Consider the following 19314-nt stretch of genomic DNA (forward strand, 5'->3'; position numbering starts at 1 on the left):
GTGTGATCACATAAGATACGCCATCGTAGCCTAGTGAGGCGCCGAGGAACGGAGTCACCCATGAACGGCACGCCATCACCACCTGGGACGACGGGTACCCCACCGGCCCGACGCTCCCTCGCTCCCGACCTCGCCCGCGGCTTCATGCTGCTGGTCATCGCCACCGTGCACGCCCACATGTTCCGCCAGATCGCCGGTACGGGCGAGGGCCTCGACCTGGTCGGAACCCTGGACACCACGGTCACCGCGTTCATGACCCTGTTCGCCGAGTCTCGCGGCTACCCGATGTTCGCCGCTCTGTTCGGCTACGGGCTCGCCCAGATCTACCTGCGCCGAACCGCCGAGGGCCGCCCCTGGCCGTGGGTGCGTTCCCTCGTGCGCCGACGTGGCCGCTGGATGGTCGTCATCGGCTTCCTGCACACCCTGCTCCTCTTCTACGGGGACATCATCGCGGTCTACGGGCTCATCGCCCTCCTACTGGCGGGGGTGCTGCACCGTACCGACCGGCGTCTGCTCGCCACCGGTCTGGCCTGGGCGTCCGTGGGAACGCTGGTGTACGCGGTGTTCGAGGCCGGCCTCTCCGCGAGCGACGCCCAACAGCAGGCCATGGAGGTCACCCCGCTGACGGACCTGATCATGCGGCTCGCCATCTGGCCGGTGATGACCGTGCTCATGCTCGGCATCTCGGTCCTGCCCTTCACCGTCGGGGTCTGGGCGGCACGTCGACGTCTCATGGAGGAACCCGAACGACACCTGCGGTTCCTGCGTCGGGTCGCCCTGGTGGGCATCGTCGCCGCCGTGATCGGCGCCCTGCCCCAGATGTTCGTCATGGTGCGGGTCTGGCAGCCCGACCCGGTCCTGTCGATCGCCGTCAAGTGGCTGCACGTGGTGTCCGGATACGCCGGTGGATTCGGGTACGCCGCGCTCATCGCGGTGCTCGCCGTCGCCATCGGGGACCGCCGCGGGCCCCTCGTACGGGCGCTCGCCGCCACCGGGCAGCGGTCGATGACCTGCTATCTGCTCCAGTCCGTGGCCTGGGTCGCGCTCCTCATGCCGTACACGCTGAACATCGGCGCGGGACTCGACGACGCCCAGGCGGTGCTGCTCGGCGCGGCGGTCTGGGCGGTCACCGTGGTGATCGCGGCCATCATGGACCGGTTCGGTGTGCGCGGCCCCGCGGAGACCTTCCTGCGCCGGATGACCTATGGACCCGGTGGGAAGGCCGAACCGATCCCCTCAGAGGGTCGGGATCCGGTGCCACGGGGCTGAATCGGAACCCGGGTGGGTCGTCCGTGGACGACCCACCCACATGTCGTCAGGCGGGGGAGTGCTCGTTCCACACCATGGTGACCATCCCGCTGATGGTGTCGTAACCGGCGCGTTCGAAGGCACGGGCCATCGGTACGTTGCCCAGGTCCGTGGCGGCCCGAACGTGGTCCACGCCCGTCTCCCGCAGCACGCGACCGCCCTCGGCGAGCAGGTCGTCGATGTACCCGTTGCCACGGTGCTCGGGAAGCACGGCGATGTAGGCGATGATCGGATGGTAGGCGTTGCGGGCCGGGATGACGAACCCGACCGGTTCGCCGTCGGGCAGCGCCGCCACCCGCCACCACGAACGAGGCGTGGTGTAGGCGGCGAACTCGTCGGCGAAGTTGGCCTCGGCGACCTCGCGCGCGGACTTCTCCCGCAGGTCGGCCTGGTCGTGGCGGTCCAAGGTGCCGTCCAGGGCCCGGACCATGAGGTCCAGGATCTCCGTGGTGTCGGTGATCTCGCGGAACCGGAGCCGGTCGCCGACCACGGGTTCGCGGGAACCTTCCCGCCACTCGAAGCGCAGCCGCTCGGTGAGCGGCCGACCCCCGGTCTTCTCCAAGGCGGCCATCAGGTCCTCGACCATGGGCCGCTGTTCGGGGTCCTCACGCCAGTCGGCCGGAAGGAAACGCAGGTACTCGGGCCAGATCGTGCCCTCACCGAGGACGGTGGCGGCCGCGGTGCGCACCAGGTGCTCGGCCACGGCGACCCGATCCACGTCGGGGGCGTCCACGACGTCGAACACGTCCATCAGGAGGGGGTGGTCGTCCTGGTCACGACACCACCAGGACAGGCGGCCGATGAGACGGTCGCCGTGGGTGGCCACCCACATCCACCGCGGGCGGCGACGGCCCTGGGCCATGTCGACCGGGAACTCGTCGTTGAGGGCGTAGGGGAACCGGTTGAAGAGGTCGAGCTCCTCGGGACCGGTGATGGTGCGGATGGTCGGTTCGTTCGGAAGAACGGTCAAGGCTTCACCTTCGTGTGGCGCGCCCGCCGTCACCCTGGTCAGCGTCGGAAGCCGACCTCGGAAGCGGACGCGGTGATCATGCGGAACATCGGGAACGCCTCCCTTCACGTCGTGGGCTCGCACCGTCGTTCGGTGCGGCAGGTCGGTTATAGCGCACGCTTTTCCCCACGGGCAAGGGTTTTTTCGGCATCGCTTCGTCGTCCCCACCGGGTGATCGCCAGGGTGAGCACCCCGGCGAGGAGACCCCAGAAGGCCGAACCCACACCGAAAAGAGTGAACCCCGACGCCGTCGCCAGGAAGGTCACGACCGCGGCCTCGCGCGCTTCCGTGTCGGCCGTCGCCGAAGCCAGCGAACCACCGATGGTGCCCAGCAGCCCCAGCCCCGCGATGGCCAGGATCAGTGAGGAGGGCAGCGTGGCCAACAGGGACGCCACGGTCGCGCCGAACACCCCGACACCCAGGTAGAACACCCCGGCCCACACCCCGGCGAGGAAGCGGCGGTCCCGGTCGGGGTGGGCCTGCGGGCCGGTACAGATCGCCGCGGTGATCGCCGCCAGGTTCATGCCGTAACAGCCGAACGGGGCCAGGACCAGGTTGGTCGCCCCGGTCCACGCGATCACCGGCGAGATCGGCACCTGATAGCCGTCGCCGCGCAACACCGCCACCCCGGGCAGGTTCTGCGACGCCATCGTGACCACGAACAGGGGCAGGCCGACGCTCACCAACACCTGCCAGGAGAACTCCGGTGCCACGAAGACCGGGGTGGCCAGGGCGAGGTCCACCGAACCCAGGTGCAACGAACCCTCGAAGGCGGCGGCCAGGCCACCGGCGAGCAGCGACAGCAGCACCGCGTACCGGGGCAGCCACCTCCGGCAAACCAGGTAGGTGGCGAACATCGCGAACACCACCGCGAAGTCGCCCTCCATACTGCTGAACAGGCCGATCCCGAACTGTAGGAGCACGCCGGCCAACAACCCGGCGGCCAGAGGGACGGGGATCCTGTCCATGACCCGCTCGAACCAGCCGGTCACCCCGCTCAGGGTGATGAGCGCGGCGGAGAACAGGAAGGCGCCCACCGCCTGGGCCATGGTCACCCCGTCCAGACCGACCGCCAACAACGCGGCACCCGGGGTCGACCAGGCGGTCACCACCGGGGCCCGGTACCGAAGGGACAGGCCCACGCAGGTCACGGCCATGCCCACACCCAACGCCAGCATCCAGGACGCGGTCTCTCCGGGGGAGGCACCCGCGGCCTCGGCGGCGGTGAACACGATCGCGGCGGAGCTGGTCACCCCGACCAGGACGGCGATGAGTCCGGCGGCCACGGCGGACGGGGCGAAGGCGTACCGGACACGACGGGCGAACTTCCTCATGGAGGTCCATCCTGTCGTCCGAACATCGGTGAGGGCGCGGCGCCCCCACCGAATGCCCGTTGGCCACGATGGCCGGTACCGCGGGTGGGGAACCTCAGCCCTTGGCGACCACGTGCTGGACGACCTCGAAGCCCCAGATCTCGCTGTTGGTCGCGGCCGGGCCACCGTGCCCGCCGTGCGCGTGCCCGTCCTTGTCGGCGTCCGCGGCGGCCTTGGCGTGGCCCTTCTTGAAGTCCTGGCCGTTCACCCAGTTCTGGAAGTCCTCCTCCGACCGCCAACGGGTGTAGACGAGGTACTTGTCGGTGCCCTCGACCGGGCGCAGGAGCTGGAACTCCTCGAAGCCCTCTTGACCCTCCACCAGGCCCGCGCGTTTGGCGAAGCGCCCCTCCAGGGTGGCCCCCTCGCCCTCGGGGACGGTCAGGACGTTGAACTTGACGACACTGGTCACGCTTACTCCTCGGTTCGGTTCGACAACCGCTGAGGCCAACCTAAGGGGTGCCTTTCGAGCGCGGGGCCGGGGAACGGTCTCGCGCGCCCCGGCCCCGGATCGCTCGTGCGCGTGGGGGTATTCGTCGTCTCACCGATTGGCGTTCTCGTGGTCGCCGGCCGCATGTTCGCCCTGTTCCACGTCCGATTATGCTCCGCCCTGCTTTCAGGACGCTTATGACCGGGGGCGTGGACTCAGCGTAGACCGTGCTTGCGGGCCACGATCCGCAGCATCACCGAACTCGGCAGCAGCCTTCGCAGCGCGAACACCAGGGGCGCGTTGCTGCCCACCGCGTACAGCGGCCGGGGCGAACGAGCCTCGATCGCCCAGACCACGGTCGTGGCCACCTTCTCCGCCGAGATGCCCTTGGCCTCGTTGGCGTTGAGCGTGTTCACCATGGTGCGGTACTCGTCCTCGAACGGGGAACCCTCGGACACGTACTGTGTGCGGCGTTCGCTGATCCCGGTGCTGATCGAACCCGGCTCCACGGTGGTCACCCCCACCCCGAACGGGGACACCTCGCGTCGCGTGGCGTCCGAGAACCCCTTGATGGCCGCCTTCGTCGCCACGTACGAGGATCGGAACGCCAATGGGAAACTCGCCAGCATCGACCCGACCATCACCACGCGCCCGTACCCGCGTGCGCGCATCCCCGGCAGCAGTAGCTGGGTGAGGTGGACCGCCCCGAACACGTTGAGCCGGAATACCCGCTCCACCGCGTCCATCGGGAGCTCCTCGATGGGCCCGTTCTGGCTCTCCCCGGCATTGTTGACCAGGACGTCCACGTCACCGGCGGCCTCCGCGCACGCCGCCACGGACGCGTAGTCGGTCAGGTTCAGGGCCAGGTATTCGACCCCGACGATCGGTGTGGTGACCTTCTCCGGTGCACGGCTGGTACCGAATACGCGATAGCCGCGCTCGACCAGGGCGGCGGCCACGGCCGCGCCGATCCCGGAGGACGCCCCGGTGACCAGTGCTGTTCGGCGGGTGGCGGGGGAGTTGGGGGAGGACATGGTGGGCCCTTCGGGTCGAGGCGGGGTGAAACCTACCCCACGGTAGCCATCTTCGGGTCGAGCGGGGCACACGGCGGGCGCCCGCACACCCCGTGGGATGTGCGGGCGCCCGGACCCGGGAAGGCGTCCATCCCTCCTATTCGACCGGCGGGTGGGCGTTGGCGAGCAGCTCCTGGAACTGTGCGGAGAACCAGTGGCCCGAGACCGGAGCGTCCGGCAGGGCACCGCTCATGTTGTTGCCGTTGCGCGGGTTGCCCTCGTAGGTCGGGTCGCACATCCGGTCGAAGCCCTTGCCCTCGTCGTTCGGGATCTCCTCGCTGGAGCCGTCGGACTCGCCCGGAGGCTTCATCCACACGTAGGCGTGGATGCCCGGCTCGGGGGCGGCGGTGGGTCGCTCACCCAGACCCGCACCGGACTGGTTGCACCAGTTACCGGACTGGATGCGCTGGTCGTAGCGACCGCCGTCGACGTAGGCGTCGACGTCGGTCTCCGGGCCCGGACCGGTGGGACGGTCGGGGCCGCCCCAGCCGTTGCGGGAGGTGTCGATCAGCATGCCGATCTCGGAGTCGAACCCGATGGAGGCGAGCTCGTCGCGCAGGGCCTGGGAGAACGAGAGCTCGTCGGTGTAGTTGTTCCAGTCCACCCACTGCGACTCGCGCACGCTCGTACCGTTCACCTGGTCGGTGATGGCGAAGTTGTCCTCCTCCAGAGCCGAGTAGTTGGCGGTGTTGGCGATGAAGCCGTGCACGTCTTCGGGGGAGGCCCCGTTGGCGTTGGCCGCCTCGTAGAACAGTTGGGCCGAGGCGCTGAAGTTGTCCTCCCAACCGATCCAGCCGTGGTGGCCGGCGTCCACGTAGTTGTAGACGTTCTCGATGGCGCCCAACCGCCCGAGGGCGTAGCCGACCCCGTTGACGTAGTTGCCGTTCGCGAGCATCTCGTCGCACTCGGGGGTGGCGGTCTCCCGCGGGGAGATGTTGGTGACCAGATTGGGCAGTGAGTCGATCTCGATGGTGGTGACCACGCGCAGCGAGGTGTCCTCGTAGTCGGCGAGGATCTCCGCGATCGGGTCGATGTACTCGGACTCGTAACGGTCGATCTCGTCCGGGCCCAGCTCGCCGTTGGAGGCGAGCGCGGCACAGTCGCGGCCGGGCAGGTTGTAGACGACCAGCTGGAAGACCAGGGGTTCACCGGCGGCCTGTTCCACCGCCTCGTCCAGGTGGTCGCGCAGTCCCATGTCGCCGGTGGTGGGGCTGTCGTTGCCCTCGATGGCTCCGATGCGGTCCATCCACACACCGGTGGGCTGGTCGGCGATGGCCTCGCCACCGGGTTCGGCCGCGGCGTTGGCCGACCAGATCGGGTTCACGTAGACGTCGGCGCCGACGTAGGGGTTCTCGACGCGTTCGGCGGCGGCGAGTGCGTGGGATCCGGAAAGCACGAGGCCGAATCCGGCGGCCACGGCCAGTCCACCACGGACCCATCGGGTCCTTTTCACGGCACGGTTTTCTGTCATCTCGATTTCTTCCTCAAGAGTGAGCGGGGGGTGAATCCACCCGGTGCGAACGAAGCGTCGAGGGGACGAGGCTTCGTTCACGGTCGGCGCCGGAGAGTTTCGGGTTCTCAGGCGTTGACCTGGGTGGATGTGGTAGGGGAAGGGGGGATGGGCTGAACGGGAGTGCTGGGAGCGCTCCCAGTCAGGGGATCGAAATTTCCTTGCAGTGCTGCTTTGTAAGGTGGGCGAACGGGTTTTCACGGTGTTCTCGGGGGCGGTGTCGAACCCGATCGCTTTCCAGAACCGTAGTCATTCAATGGTGATATGTAAATACCATATGAAGCAGATATTTCTGGTACTCGATACCTGTTTGTGTAATCGCAGGTGAGTGGTTGATTTATGACCGTTCAGTAATAACCGGGAGTCGCCGGATGGCCACGCGGTGCTTCCGGGCGGTGCGCCGGCGGCGCAGGCCACATGTCGACGAACGGGGGTTCAGCGTCGACGCTCGCAGCTCTCCAGCACCAGGGACAGCCCCGCGCCCAACAGCCAGAGGTCCTTGGACAGGCCCAGGCCCTCATCGGTCGGGGCCAGGCTGCGGGGTTTGTGCATGCCGGGCGTGCGCAGGTACAGGCCGAGCAGGCCCGCGGCGAACGCGCTCAGCCCGGCCCCGGCCAGCTTGTTGGGGACGAGGGGGAGGAGGAGGGCGGTGCCCAGGGCTATCTCTCCGGCCGACAGCGCCCGGGTGAAACTGACCGGGTCGACCTTGTCGAGGAAGGGGTAGGTGCCGACCGCCATGCCGTGCACCCCCATCGCGGTGTCCTCGTCGGCCCCGCGCTTGCTCAGTCCGGAGTTGAGGATGGAGGCACCCGTGGCGAGGCGCAGGACCATCTGGTGCGGGCTGACGGGCGACTTCATGGGAGCTCCCTGACTTTTCGACGATCGGTGATGACCGAGGGTAGTCGGAATGCTACGCGGATCGTCGCCCGGAAGTCGCCCCCGCGCGCCGAGTATCGGCAGGACGGGCGAGGGCGGGGGCGTCAGTTCTCGTCGGTGATGTGGCCGCGGATCCCGTCGGCGGCGGCGCCCATTGGGTCCTCGGCGATCCCGCCCAATGTCTCGGCCTGCTCCTGGAAGCCCTGGGCGGTCTCGGTGACCTCTCCCAGGGCGCCCTCCTGAGCCTCCTGTGCCACGGTGTCCAGGCCGCTGTCCTGGGCGAACTCGCCGACGGCGCCATCGCCCAGGCCCTCGACCGCGGCCCCGGCCTCGTCTGCGGCGCCACTGGCCCCGTCGATCAGATCGCCGGCGGTGTCACCGAACAACCCCTTGAACCACTCGAACACGTCGGAGAGCATTGTCCTCGTTCCATCCCTGGGGGCACGCCCCTGTCCTGGTGCCGTCAACGGCAAGTCTGCTCACCCGGGGTAAGTAGACGGTAAGGGGCGGCGGGGGTCGTGGGGTCGAATGGTGCCCCAGGGCGTCACGGGGCGCGCGAACCTCCGGACCCCCGCCACTCGGGCGGATCCGTTCCCCCCGGACCCGTCGATGGGGAAGGCGTCGGAGGGGGCGAGCGCTTCGAACCGGTGAACACGGTGCGTATCCGAAACCGGGTGATCCACCGCCGCCCCGATCGCGACGCTTCAGGGGCGAACACCCTCTTCGGGCAGGTCAGGGCTTGTGCGCTTGGTCACTGGGTCTGGACTTCTCGGGTTAACCTTTATTTAATACTTAAAAGGTAGGAAACCCACCCGAACTCGTACGTACACGTCACACTCGAAGGACTCCCATGCGTCGCGCCGTATTCGCCGTCCCCGCCGCCCTGGCCCTGCTCGCGGTGAGTGCCTGTGGTGCCCCCTCCGAGAACAACACTGAGGCCGCCGAGGGTGAGGAAACCCTCACCGTGGGGGCCACCGCCGTCCCCGCCGGCGACATCCTCCGGTTCGTCGAGTCAGAACTCGCCGCCGAAGCGGGTCTCGCCCTGGAGATCCACGAGTACTCCGACTACATCGCGCCCAACGCCGCGCTCGCGGAGGGCCAACTCGACGTCAACCTCTACCAGCACGAGCCGTTCCTGCTGGAGTACAACGAGGGCAACGACACCGACCTCGTCGCGGTCGAGCAGATCTACCTGCCGCCGCTGGGCCTGTACTCCAAGTCCGTGGACGACATCGCCGACCTGGCCGAGGGTTCCCAGGTCGCGCTGCCCAACGACCCCAGCAACGAGTTCCGGGCGCTCCTGCTGTTGGAGGAGAGCGGGCTCATCACTCTGGCCGAGGGCATCGACGAGGCCGCCTTCAGTCTCTCCGACATCGAGGAGAACCCGCGCGACCTTGACTTCCGTGAGGTGGAGGCCGCCCAGCTGCCCCGTTCGCTGGACGACGTCGACGCCGCGATCGTCAACAACAACTACGCGCAGGAAGCCGGGCTGGACTTCGAGAACGACTCGATCCTGCTGGAGGAGTTCGAGGGCAACCCGTACGTGAACATCCTCGCCTCCCGCGCCGACAACACCGACGATCCCCGGATCGAGGTGCTGGTCGACCTGCTGACCTCCCCGGAGACGGTGCGCTTCATCGAGGAGACCTACGAGGGCAGTGTCATCCCGGCCACCGCCGGCTGACCCCCCGAACGGCGTCACGACGTCCCGGACCCGCACGGGTCCGGGACGTCGTCATTCGTCGCCCGAAATCAGTGCTCGCGGCCGTCTTCGCCGAGCAGGTCGTTCATGTGCGCGATCTCCTCCTCCTGGGCGTCGATGATCTCCTGGGCCAACTCCCGGGCCTGGGGATCCACACCCTCGTCGAGCTCGGTTCGGGCCATCGAGACGGCGCCCTCGTGGTGCAGGACCATGAAGTCCAGGAACAAGGCGTCGAATTCGTCCCCCTCGGCGGACTCCAACTCGGCCATCTGTTCCTCGGAGAGCATTCCGTCCATCTCGGCGTGGTCCATGTCGTGATCGACCTCGGCGCCCCAGCCGTCCAGGAGCGTCTCCATCTGTTCGATCTCCGGTCCCTGGGCGGCCCGGATCTGTTCGGCCAGGGGCCGGACCTCGTCACCGGCACGGGTGTCGGCGAGGTCGGACATCTCCACGGCCTGCTCGTGGTGCGGGATCATCATCTGCGCGAAGTGCACGTCCGCGTCGGTGTGTTCGGTGACCTGCCCCTGGCTCTCCGGGGTGTCGGTCTCCGTCTCGGCTTCGCCGCAGGAGGTGGCGAACAGGACGGTGGCCAAGGCCACGGCCAGGGCACGGTGGTTCAGGGCACGCTTGTCGAAGGTCATCGGTTCCTCGTCTTCCGGGTTCAGCTGGTACACGCATGGCGAGCGGACGGGCCGACGGAGTCGGCGTCCGCGGGCATCTAGACGCGCAGAACCTGTAAACGAACCGGAGAGGGATCGTCCGGAGCCGGTGGGAAGAGCGGGGACGGCCGACGCGTCGGCCCCGTGGACGGGATCGGCCCATCCGGCCAACGGTGGAACGCGACGGTGGCCACCCCGAGCAGGGAGACGGTGAAGGCCCCGACGGTCAGACAGAGCGAGGTGGGGTCGAGTTCGGGCAGGTCCGAGGAGGATTCCGCCACGGCGTTCCCCATCACGTCATGGGCGGCCGCCGGACCCGCGGCTGCGTGGGCCTCGTGTTGGACGTGTCCCAGCGTGTGCATGGCTCCGAGTCCGAACACCAGCGCGACCAGTGCCAGGACGCGCGCCCACGCGCGTCCCGTGCCCTGCTGCCGCCGTTCGGATCTCGACATGGGCATCACCCTACCCGTACCCCACCGGGGTATGGATCAGGGGTGTCCGCGCAAGTGTGTCAGCGCGTGGTCCAGGGCCAGGGGCGCGTGGCAGGCCAGGTCGGGTTCCAGGCCCGTTCCCTCCCAGCCCTGCCCGCTACGTGGATCCCTGGGGGCTCCGGTGGAGACGAACACGCTCAGACCCGATGAGGCGGCGAAGTAGTCCCCGGGGTTGGCCGCGCCGGCGGTCCGGTGCCCCACCAAGATGGCACGTCCCAGTGTGCGCAGGGCCAGCGCGAAGCTCTCCGCAGCCGAGGCCGTGCCCGCGTCCACCAGCACGCACACCGGTACGTCCGGGCGACGGGTGTTCTCCGGATCCGCCGGAGTCCACGACCGCCACACCTCGCCGTCGCGCGGGTGGAAGGCGACCACCTCGACCGGGGTGCCGGGCACCAGGTGGTCGATCAGGAACTCCACCATGCTGGGAGCGCCTCCCGGGGTGCCTCGCAGGTCGAACACGACGGCCTCGGCCTCGGCCAGGGGCCGCAGTCGTTCCCGGGCGAGTTCGGTCAGCCGTCGCCCCGACTCGGTTTCGGGAGCCAGGTGCGTGAACTCGGCGACGTCCACCACGAGCACACCCTCCCTTTCGGTGACGTCGAACCCCACGTCGTCCACCCGGGCTCGTGAACGGCGGTCCCGGCGGCGGATCTCGGCGGTGGGCACCACCCGGAAGTGGCCGTCGTACGGGCGCAGCACCTCGGTGAGGGCGGCCGCCACGGCGGGCAGCGAACGCGCTTCGCCGAGGGCACGGCCACGGAGCCCGGCCGCGGCCCGCGACGCGATCTCCGGGTGGACGTAGTTCCTCTCGACCAGGTCCGCCACCTCGTCCACCAGGGCGGGCGTGTCGATCCCCTCCGCGTCGGACCCGCCGGAGTCCCGCGGTAGGAAGGGGCGCCGCTCCAGGACGTCCAGCGCGGCGGAGACGGTCCCGTTCAGGTCGGTTCCCAGCTCCCGATCCAACTCCAGGGCGGCCTCGGCGGTGAGTCGCCACCGCCGTTCGACGGCGGGCAGTTGTTCCAGGCAGGACGGGCTCAGTCGCACCCGCCGTTCCCGACCGTCCTCGCTGTCGGCCGGGACGAGGAGGTCGAGCCGGCGCATCTGGGCGACGGTCTGGCTGGTGGCCGAACGCGTCATGCCGGTCTCCCGGGCGAGGCCGCCCACGGACAGGGACAGGTGGCGAAGGAGCGCCCTGGTCACGGGGGTGAAGGCGGCGCGGAAGGCGAGGCCGTCGGCCTCATAGGCGCGGTCGACGGCCCCGTCCAGGGTGGTGACGAGCCGACGAAGATTGGTGCCGAGCGTGGGGGAGGCCATTCACAAATCATGACAGCGCTGTCGCTTTTTGGGAATACCTCGACCGAACATGAGGGGCCCGGTGGTCACCGGGCCCCTCACGCGCTCTTCGAATCGGTTCCTAGGGAAGCCGTACCGCTTCGCCCACCTGGCTCTCGTGGTGCAGGCGGTCCAACGCGGTCACGTAGTACGTGGTGTCCGAACCATCGGAGACGTCGAAGGTCGCCGCCCCGTCCGCGTCGGCGCGCACCGTGCCCAGCATGTTGCGCGGGTCCTCGATGCCGCACTCGCCCTGCCCCGGGTCGGTCTCTCCTTCGAAGCCGTACACCGCGTAGTAGGCGGGGGCCTCACTCGAGCCGGCCGTGATCTCCAGCGTGCCGTCGTCGGTCGCGCTCGCCGCCGGCGACTCGGGCGCGGCCCCGCCCAGGTCCTCCTTGATCGGGATCAGCGCCGGGCTGGAGTAGTGGTCCGCCACCAGGACCTCCATGGCCTCCTGGGCATTGGTGCGCAGCGAGTTCGCGCTGAAGTACACGTCACCGTGCACCCCCGCGTGATCGCGGTTGAAGTCCAGGTGCGAGGAGAGTTCGTTCGGGTCCGACCAGGCACCCTCGTTGCCGACCTTGTAGGCGGCCTGCCCGATGTACAGGTGGGTGTCGGTGCTCGCGGCGACCTCCTCCCACCAGGGGACCAACGCCGCGTAGTCGGCCACGGGGAGTCCGATCTCCCAGTAGACCTGCGGGTTGATGTAGTCGAGCCAACCCTCGGTGACCCACTTGCGGCTGTCCGCGAACTGGTCGTCGTAGGACTGCGAACCGCTGGTCTCGGAGCCCTCGGGGTCGGTGGAGGAGTTGCGCCAGATCCCGAACGGGCTGATGCCGAACTTCACGTGCGGCTTGGTGGCGTCCACCGCCTCGCTCATCTCCCGGACCATGGTGTCGACGTTGTCGCGCCGCCAGTCCTCGATGTCGTCGAAATCGCCACCGTGTTCGGCGAAGGTGTCCTCGTCCGGGATCTCCTGCCCCTCCGCAGGATAGGGGTAGAAGTAGTCGTCGAAGTGGACGCCGTCGATGTCGTAGTTCTCCACCGAGTGCATCATCGCCTCGATCACGAACTCGCGCGCCTCGGGGATCCCGGGGTTGTAGTAGAGCTGACCGTTGTACTCGAAGACCCAGTCCGGGTTCTGTCGGGCGGGGTGGTCCTCGACCAGCTGTGAGGGGTCGTCGTGCATGGCGACCCGGTAGGGGTTGTACCAGGCGTGGAATTCGAGGTTGCGGGCGTGCGCCTCCTCGACCGCGTACTCCAGTGGGTCGTACCCGGGGTCGCCGCCCTGCTCTCCGGTCAGCCACTCCGACCACGGTTCGTGGGGTGAGGGCCAGAACGCGTCAGCGGTGGGCCTGACCTGCACGAACACCGAGTTGAGGCCGTTGTCGACGGCCTCGTCGTAGAGGCCGTCCAGTTCGGCCTTCTGCTCGTCGGCGCTCAGACCCTGTTGGGAGGGCCAGTCGATGTTCTGCACACCGGCGATCCACTCGGCGCGCATCTGTCGTTTGGGCGGCGCCTCGGGGTCGGTCTCGCAGGCGTTCCGCCCCTCCGGGGAGGGGTCCGCGAGGGCCTGGGGCGCGTGCAGGAAGGCCGCGGTGAGTGCGGCGGTCAGGGCGCCGGCGAACAGCGCCGTGCGTGCGGCGGTGCGGGGGATCGGAACCGTGGTTGATCCGGTGCGCGCCGTGGGGCGGTTCCGGTTCGGGTACGCCAAGGTTGCTCCTTTGGGCTTTCTGTCGTGCGGGCGGGGCCCGGAAGGTCCTGGTGGGTCCGTTCGGGGTTCCCTGTGCGACGGTCAGCTCGGGCTTAGGAGAAAACCTTCATGATTTGGCCCTTGAATGCAACACTCCTACGCAAGGTTGGTCGCAATGCGTCTTATGAGGCGTATGTGGCATTCAGGATGCTTATGTCAGCCTTTGTCGTGGTCGGATCGTGTGCTTCGGTGGCGGAAGGTCCGTTCCCGGTTTTTACGCTTCCTGCGTGAGCAACAGGCCGGCCCCGGTCTGCAACCCCGCACCGATCCCCTTCAACGAGAGCTCACGCAGCCGCTCGCCGTCCACCACCCTGGCGAGCCCGTCGAAGTGGTATCGGGCCGGCCGGCCGCCCAGGTGCTTCCACCCCACCGAGGTCACCTCCAGCGCGCCGTCCAACCGCCGGTCCAGCCACGCCTCGAACCCCGACTCGGGAACCGGGACGCGCTTGCCGCTCTTGCCGTCCTCGCCACGCCGCTCCGTGGGGGCCGAGATCAGCTCCCACTCGACCGTCTCACCCGCCCGGTGCAGGGGCATCGGATGGAACGTGGCCGAGACCGCGCCGGGCAGTTTGCCCCAGGCAGGGGCGGTGTCGGAGCTGACCAGCAGCATGTCCGGGGCCAGCCGCGCCCACAGCACCCGGGCCTTCGCCTCCGGGTCGGGTTCGACGGCCCCGCGCACGGCCCTCCCCATCACCGTCCACTCCTGCATTCCGGTGGCGCGATACGGGTCGAGGCGGATGTTGGTCAGGTACAAGGAGATCCGTTCCGGTGTTCGTCCCCGCGGGGAACTCGTGGGGGCGAGGCCGTCCGACCCCGCCACGTCGACCCTCCACTCTAGAGGTCCGGACCGGCCGGGCCGGTTCGGGCCTGGAATGATCCCCGGATGGATCAGGAACCCGAATGCGCCGAATGCGGTGGCACCGTCGCCCCCGACGGGCACTGCTGGGACTGCGGCGCCGACCAGGAGGACTTCCACGCCCACGGGGAGCTCACCGTCGAAGGAGGCGCGGGGGTCACCGACCGGGGGCGTCGGCGTCGGGTCAACGCCGACGCCCTGGCCCTGACCGAAGCGGGCCCCTGGCGGATCGGGGTCGTCTGCGACGGGGTGTCCATGTCCCCCAGACCCGAACGCGCGGCCCGGCTCGCCGCCGACGTCGGCGCGCGGGTCCTGATCGAACGCCTGTCCGTCGGCGAAGTACCCGAGACCGCCTTGACCGACTCCGTCCACATCGCCGGGAGGGCGGTCACCGCGCTGGCCGGACCCGAACCCACCGCTCCGGCCTGTACCTACGTCGCGGGCGTGGTCGGGCCTTCGGGACTGTGGGTGACGTGGATCGGCGACAGCCGCGCCCACTGGCTCCCCGAACACGGACTCGGCCTACCGCTCACCCGTGACGACACCGCCGACTCCGGGGCCATCTCCGCCTGGCTGGGAGCCGACGCCGACCTCCCCGAACCGAGGACGCGCAGCCTCGTCCCGGGTGTTCCCGGAACGCTGCTGCTGAGCACAGACGGACTGACCCGCTACCTGCCCGACGCCGACGCCCTGCGCGACGCCATGCGGGCTTCGGAACCGCTGCGCGGAGCGCGGGCCCTGGTCGACCACGCCCTGTCTGCCGGCGGGCACGACAACGTCACCGCGCTCCTCCTGCGAGTCCCCGCACCACCGACGGAAAACTCTTTGTGAGCCCGGTTCCGATTCGGCGATAGTGGCCCGGACACGAACACCACCCCCAGGAGGTTCGAGCATGTCCACCCTTCGGGTGACCGCCGAGCGACTCACCATCCTTCCGCACCCCAACGCCGACGCCCTGGAACTGGCCAAGGTCGGCCTGTTCCACGCCGTCGTGCCCAAGGGCGCCTACCGGACCGGTGAGTGGGCGCTCTACATCCCGGAACAGGCCATCCTGCCCGAGGACCTCATCGACGAGCTCGGGCTGACCGGCCGCCTCGCCGGTTCCAAGGCCGACCGGGTCAAGACCGTGCGGCTGCGCGGTCAGGTCTCCCAGGGCATCGTGTGCCGCCCCACGAGGCTGGCGGGCCGGGACCTGGCCGCCGAACACGAGGCCGGCACCGACTTCGCCGACGACCTCGGGGTCACCAAGTGGGTGCCGGAGGTACCCATCCACATGAGCGGCGACGTACTGTCCGCGCCGGACCTCCTGCGCTGGATCGAGATCGAGAACGTCAAGCGCCATCCCGACGTCTTCGTGCCGGGGGAACCGGTCGTCGCCACGGAGAAGATCCACGGCACGGCCTGCCTGTACACGCTTGTGGCCGACACCGACGAGGAGTTCGTGTCCTCCAAGGGACAGGGCGGCAGAAGCCTCGCCCTGGTCGACGACGGCGAGAACCTGTACTGGAGGTCGGTGCGCGCCCACGCGGTCGGTGCGGCCGCGCGAGCGCTGGCCCGTCGGTTCGGTGCCCGCCGGGTGGGCGTGTTCGGTGAGGTGTTCGGCGCCGGGGTCCAGGACCTGAAGTACGGCGAGACCGCCCACGGAGACCGGCCCGGGTACGCGGTGTTCGACATCGCCCTGGACCTGGACGGCGAGCGGGTCTGGCTGGACGCCGTGGACCTGCGCGACGTGCTCACCGAGGTGGGCCTGCCGGTGGTACCCGTGCTGTACGAGGGGCCCTACGACGAGAAGGCGCTGTTCGAGGCGGCCGATGGCAAGGAGACCTGGAGCGGGAAGGAGACCAACATCCGTGAGGGTCTGGTGGTCCGACCGGCCCGTGAACGGTTCTCCGAGGTACTGGTGGGACGGACGATCGCCAAGTTCGTCTCCGACGTCTACCTGACCCGCAAGGGCGGTACCGAGTACGAGTGAGGCGGCCGGGGCCGACCGCCTCACCCGTCCACGTTCAGGGACGCTCCTCCCCGGCGGGGGCCGGGGAGGGCTCGGCCTCGGAGGTGGGGGACTCGTCGCGGTGCCGCCGCGACAGCAGGTACCCCGCCCCCAGCGTGATGGCGGACCCGATCGCGGTGTACCAGGTGAAGCCCACCAGCTCCGGCTCGAACAGGAACAGCCAGGCCATCGTCGCCACGGCCACCGCGAAGGCGATGGCGGCGTCGGCCTGCCGGGCCCGCCGAACCCACAGACCAAGGAAGAACGCGCCCAGCAGGCCGCCGTAGGTGATGCTGGCGACGGACAGTCCCAGTTCCACCACCGGGTTGTCGGTGCCGGTGAACATGGCGGCCGCCCCGATGAACACCAGCCCCCAGCCCAGGGTGAACAGACGGCTCATCCGCAGTGCTCTCCCGTCCTCCAAGCGGCGACGGGAGAACTTCTCGTACAGGTCGGCCATGGTCGAGGACGAGAGCGCCGACAACGACGACGACAGGGTGCTCATCGCGGCCGCCATGATCCCGGCCAGGAGCAGCCCCGACAGTCCCGCGGGCAGCCCCTCGGCGATGAACACCGGGAACAGTTCATCGGAGGTGCCCATCCCCAACTGTTCCACGGTGGCGCGCTCGAAGTAGGAGTACAGGGCCAACCCCACGGTGAGGAACAGCGCGAACTGGACGAACACCACCACGCCGCTGACGATCACGGCCTTCTGGGCGTCGCGCAGCGTGCGGCACCCCAGGAGCCGCTGCACGATGAGCTGGTCGGCGCCGTGGGATGCGGTGGAGAGCAGGGCGCCGCCCAGTACCGCGGTGACCGTGGCGTAGGGGGCGGAGATCGGGTTCGAGGTGAAGTCCAGGAACCTGGTCTTGCCCTCCTCCGCCGCGACCGTCAGGAAGTTCACGTCGAGACTGGTCGCGATGACGACCAGGGCCACCACACCACCGACGCAGTACAGGCCCATCTGGAGGACGTCCACCCAGACCACCGCGCGGATGCCGCCCACCAGGGTGTACAGGATGGTCACCACGCCCATGGCCGCGACGATCGTGAAGTAGGAGGCCTCCAGCCCGATCGAGTCCAGGATGATCTTCATCGGGATGGCCGCCGCGAACAGACGCACACCGTCGGCGAGCAGCCGGGTGAACAGGAAGGTGACCGAGGCGGTGGCCTGCATGCCTCGGCCGAAGCGCAGCCCGAGGTAGGCGTAGGCCGTGGTCATCTCACCCCGGTAGTACCGGGGCAGCAGCAGGTAGGCGACCACGATCCGACCGATCAGGTAGCCCACGGCGACCTGGAGGAAGGTGACGTCGCCCAGGTAGGCGACCCCGGGAACGCTGATCACGGTGAGCGCACTGGTCTCGGTGGCCACCACCGAAAGGCACACGGCCCACCAGGGCAGTTCACGGTTGCCGATGAAGTAGTCCTTGACGTCGCGTTGGCGACCGGACAGTTTCAGGCCCAACCAGGCCGAACACAACAGGTAGACGATGATGACGACGATGTCGACGGTCTGCACCGGCGGCTCCTCCAGGCGATCATGGTGCGGGATGGACACGACCGCGGGGGCGTGGCGGTCCGGGTCAGCCCCGGGCGGCCTCGATCCGAAGGCGCGCGGGTGCCTGTGTGACGGGTTCGGGAAGGCGCAGGGGCTCGGCGCCAGGGGTGAAACGACCTGCCACGGTCGAGCGGCGGGCTCCCGTGCAGCCGGTGACCACACCGGGGATCCCGTACCAACTCAGGAAACCGATCAGCGCGAAAAGGTACGCCTCCTTGGCGTCCCCGTCCACCCCGATCGCGTCGCTGAAGGTGAGCCGCGCCGGCTCCAGGTGGGCGGCCAGACGCTCCACCAACACGGGGTTGCGGGTGCCGCCACCGGAGGCGATCACCTCCCGCACCCCGTGCGGGCGCAGGGCGTCGGCGACGGTGGTCGCGGTGACCTCGACCAGCGTGGCGAGCAGGTCCCCGTCCTCGGGGCGGCCCACCTTGTGCAGCGCCTCCTCCAGGTAACCGGGGCCGAACAGCTCCAGCCCGGTGCTCTTGGGCGGGGCCAGCCGGTAGTAGGGCTCGGCGAGCAGGTACCCCGACAGCTCCGGATCGGGGGTCCCGGTCCGGGCGAGCGCGCCGTCGACGTCGAGGTCGCGCTCTCCGTCGCTGATCAGACGCATCGCGGCGTCGAGCAGGGCATTGGCGGGCCCGGTGTCGAAGGCCAAGGGTGGGGCTCCCTCGCGCACCACGGTCACGTTGGCGATGCCGCCCAGGTTGAGCGCCGCCGTGGGCTCGTCTCGGTCACCCAGCAACAGGGTGTCCATGACGGCGGCCAACGGTGCGCCCTGACCGCCCGCGGCCACGTCCGCCGAGCGCAGGTCGGACACCACGGGAAGCCCGGTGGCCTCGGCGATCCAGGCCGGTTGACCCATCTGGAGGGTGCCGTGCACGGTGGAGCCGGTGACCCAGTGGAAGAGTGTCTGCCCGTGGGAGACGACCAGGTCGGCGCGGCCACCGCAGAAGGTCCGTATGGCCTCCGACGCCGCCTCGCCGAACTCCTGGCCGATGCGGGCGTCGATCTGGCACACCGTCTCCAGCGTGGTGTTCGCCGGTGGCAGCGCCGCGCGGATCTGCCACCGCAGCGCGGTCGAGTAGGGGCGGGTGAGGTGGCCCAACGGGGTCAGCCGGACCAGGTCGCCGTCCAGTTCGAGCCGGGCGGCGGCGGCGTCGATGCCGTCGGCCGAGGTACCGGAGGACACGCCGATGACGATCATGGTGCTCCTGCTTCGGGGAGATAGGGGGTGTTCGGTGCCGCTCGCGGCCCCGACGCCGGCCCGGACCGTTCGGAGAACTCACCGTGTGCCACCGATATACCGTCCGTCGCGGGTGCGTCAACCTTTTTCGGGACTCGGCCGACGAACGGTGTGCGGACGTCCCGCGAGTCGATCGGTACGTCGTCCGATGGCGGCG

The 19314-nt window shown here is 69.2% G+C and carries 17 protein-coding genes and 1 pseudogene; 4 read left to right on the forward strand and 14 right to left on the reverse strand.

Translation table 11 applies throughout. The features are described from left to right. Positions 1-60 precede the first annotated feature (60 nt). A complete protein-coding gene (locus ACWGSK_RS06220) occupies positions 61-1269 on the forward strand; it encodes a DUF418 domain-containing protein (protein WP_358508370.1) in 1209 nt (402 codons plus the stop codon). A 46-nt stretch (positions 1270-1315) separates the two neighbouring features. Here ACWGSK_RS06220 and ACWGSK_RS06225 read toward each other — a convergent pair whose 3' ends face one another. From ACWGSK_RS06225 to ACWGSK_RS06255, 7 genes and pseudogenes are all read right to left on the reverse strand, one after another. Then, a complete protein-coding gene (locus ACWGSK_RS06225) occupies positions 1316-2278 on the reverse strand; it encodes a GNAT family N-acetyltransferase (RefSeq protein WP_452455343.1) in 963 nt (320 codons plus the stop codon). 146 nt (positions 2279-2424) lie between these two features. Beyond that, positions 2425-3651 (reverse strand): benzoate/H(+) symporter BenE family transporter, encoded by a 1227-nt coding sequence (locus tag ACWGSK_RS06230; RefSeq protein ID WP_452455344.1) that lies wholly within the window; start codon positions 3649-3651, stop codon positions 2425-2427. A 94-nt stretch (positions 3652-3745) separates the two neighbouring features. Beyond that, on the reverse strand, positions 3746-4099 hold the full coding sequence (locus ACWGSK_RS06235) for an antibiotic biosynthesis monooxygenase family protein (RefSeq protein WP_358508364.1): 354 nt from the start codon (positions 4097-4099) through the stop codon (positions 3746-3748). Positions 4100-4332: 233 nt separating this feature from the next. After that, positions 4333-5151 carry an SDR family oxidoreductase gene (locus ACWGSK_RS06240; RefSeq protein WP_452455345.1) on the reverse strand — a complete coding sequence of 273 codons (819 nt, stop codon included), beginning with the start codon at positions 5149-5151 and terminating at the stop codon, positions 4333-4335. 136 nt (positions 5152-5287) lie between these two features. Further along, positions 5288-6553: pseudogene (locus ACWGSK_RS06245) on the reverse strand (glycoside hydrolase family 6 protein); the annotation flags it as partial. Between the two features lie 582 nt (positions 6554-7135). After that, positions 7136-7558 (reverse strand): hypothetical protein, encoded by a 423-nt coding sequence (locus ACWGSK_RS06250; RefSeq protein WP_358508360.1) that lies wholly within the window; start codon positions 7556-7558, stop codon positions 7136-7138. A 122-nt stretch (positions 7559-7680) separates the two neighbouring features. After that, the gene (locus tag ACWGSK_RS06255) at positions 7681-7995 is read right to left on the reverse strand and encodes a hypothetical protein (RefSeq protein WP_358508359.1); all 315 of its coding nucleotides are present in this window, start codon (positions 7993-7995) and stop codon (positions 7681-7683) included. A gap of 431 nt (positions 7996-8426) precedes the next feature. Here ACWGSK_RS06255 and ACWGSK_RS06260 point away from each other — a divergent pair, with 431 nt between their 5' ends. Next, positions 8427-9260: a MetQ/NlpA family ABC transporter substrate-binding protein gene (locus tag ACWGSK_RS06260; RefSeq protein WP_452455346.1), complete on the forward strand. Its 834-nt coding sequence runs from the start codon at positions 8427-8429 to the stop codon at positions 9258-9260. 68 nt (positions 9261-9328) lie between these two features. Here ACWGSK_RS06260 and ACWGSK_RS06265 read toward each other — a convergent pair whose 3' ends face one another. The 5 genes from ACWGSK_RS06265 to ACWGSK_RS06285 all read right to left on the reverse strand — a co-directional run bounded on the left by ACWGSK_RS06265 (position 9329) and on the right by ACWGSK_RS06285 (position 14264). After that, complete coding sequence (locus ACWGSK_RS06265; RefSeq protein WP_358508355.1) at positions 9329-9919, reverse strand: DUF305 domain-containing protein; 591 nt, start codon at positions 9917-9919, stop codon at positions 9329-9331. A gap of 77 nt (positions 9920-9996) precedes the next feature. Then, complete coding sequence (locus ACWGSK_RS06270) at positions 9997-10389, reverse strand: DUF6153 family protein (protein WP_452455347.1); 393 nt, start codon at positions 10387-10389, stop codon at positions 9997-9999. Positions 10390-10425: 36 nt separating this feature from the next. Then, the gene (locus tag ACWGSK_RS06275; RefSeq protein ID WP_452455348.1) at positions 10426-11739 is read right to left on the reverse strand and encodes a S41 family peptidase; all 1314 of its coding nucleotides are present in this window, start codon (positions 11737-11739) and stop codon (positions 10426-10428) included. A gap of 100 nt (positions 11740-11839) precedes the next feature. Then, positions 11840-13471 carry a glycoside hydrolase family 10 protein gene (locus ACWGSK_RS06280; RefSeq protein ID WP_358508349.1) on the reverse strand — a complete coding sequence of 544 codons (1632 nt, stop codon included), beginning with the start codon at positions 13469-13471 and terminating at the stop codon, positions 11840-11842. A 253-nt stretch (positions 13472-13724) separates the two neighbouring features. Further along, entirely contained in the window at positions 13725-14264 is a 540-nt protein-coding gene (locus ACWGSK_RS06285) for a type I-E CRISPR-associated protein Cas6/Cse3/CasE (protein WP_452455349.1), read from the reverse strand. A 129-nt stretch (positions 14265-14393) separates the two neighbouring features. Between ACWGSK_RS06285 and ACWGSK_RS06290 the strand changes: the two genes are divergently transcribed. After that, positions 14394-15197 carry a PP2C family protein-serine/threonine phosphatase gene (locus ACWGSK_RS06290; protein ID WP_358508345.1) on the forward strand — a complete coding sequence of 268 codons (804 nt, stop codon included), beginning with the start codon at positions 14394-14396 and terminating at the stop codon, positions 15195-15197. 61 nt (positions 15198-15258) lie between these two features. Beyond that, complete coding sequence (locus tag ACWGSK_RS06295) at positions 15259-16338, forward strand: RNA ligase (ATP) (protein ID WP_452455350.1); 1080 nt, start codon at positions 15259-15261, stop codon at positions 16336-16338. 34 nt (positions 16339-16372) lie between these two features. Here ACWGSK_RS06295 and ACWGSK_RS06300 read toward each other — a convergent pair whose 3' ends face one another. Both ACWGSK_RS06300 and ACWGSK_RS06305 read right to left on the reverse strand, forming a co-directional pair. Continuing rightward, positions 16373-17875 (reverse strand): sodium:solute symporter, encoded by a 1503-nt coding sequence (locus tag ACWGSK_RS06300; RefSeq protein WP_452455351.1) that lies wholly within the window; start codon positions 17873-17875, stop codon positions 16373-16375. Positions 17876-17939: 64 nt separating this feature from the next. Continuing rightward, positions 17940-19118, reverse strand: a complete 1179-nt coding sequence (locus tag ACWGSK_RS06305) for an anhydro-N-acetylmuramic acid kinase (protein WP_358508339.1) — start codon at positions 19116-19118, stop codon at positions 17940-17942. Positions 19119-19314: the final 196 nt, after the last annotated feature.

This window comes from Nocardiopsis sp. NPDC055551, from assembly GCF_053619415.1.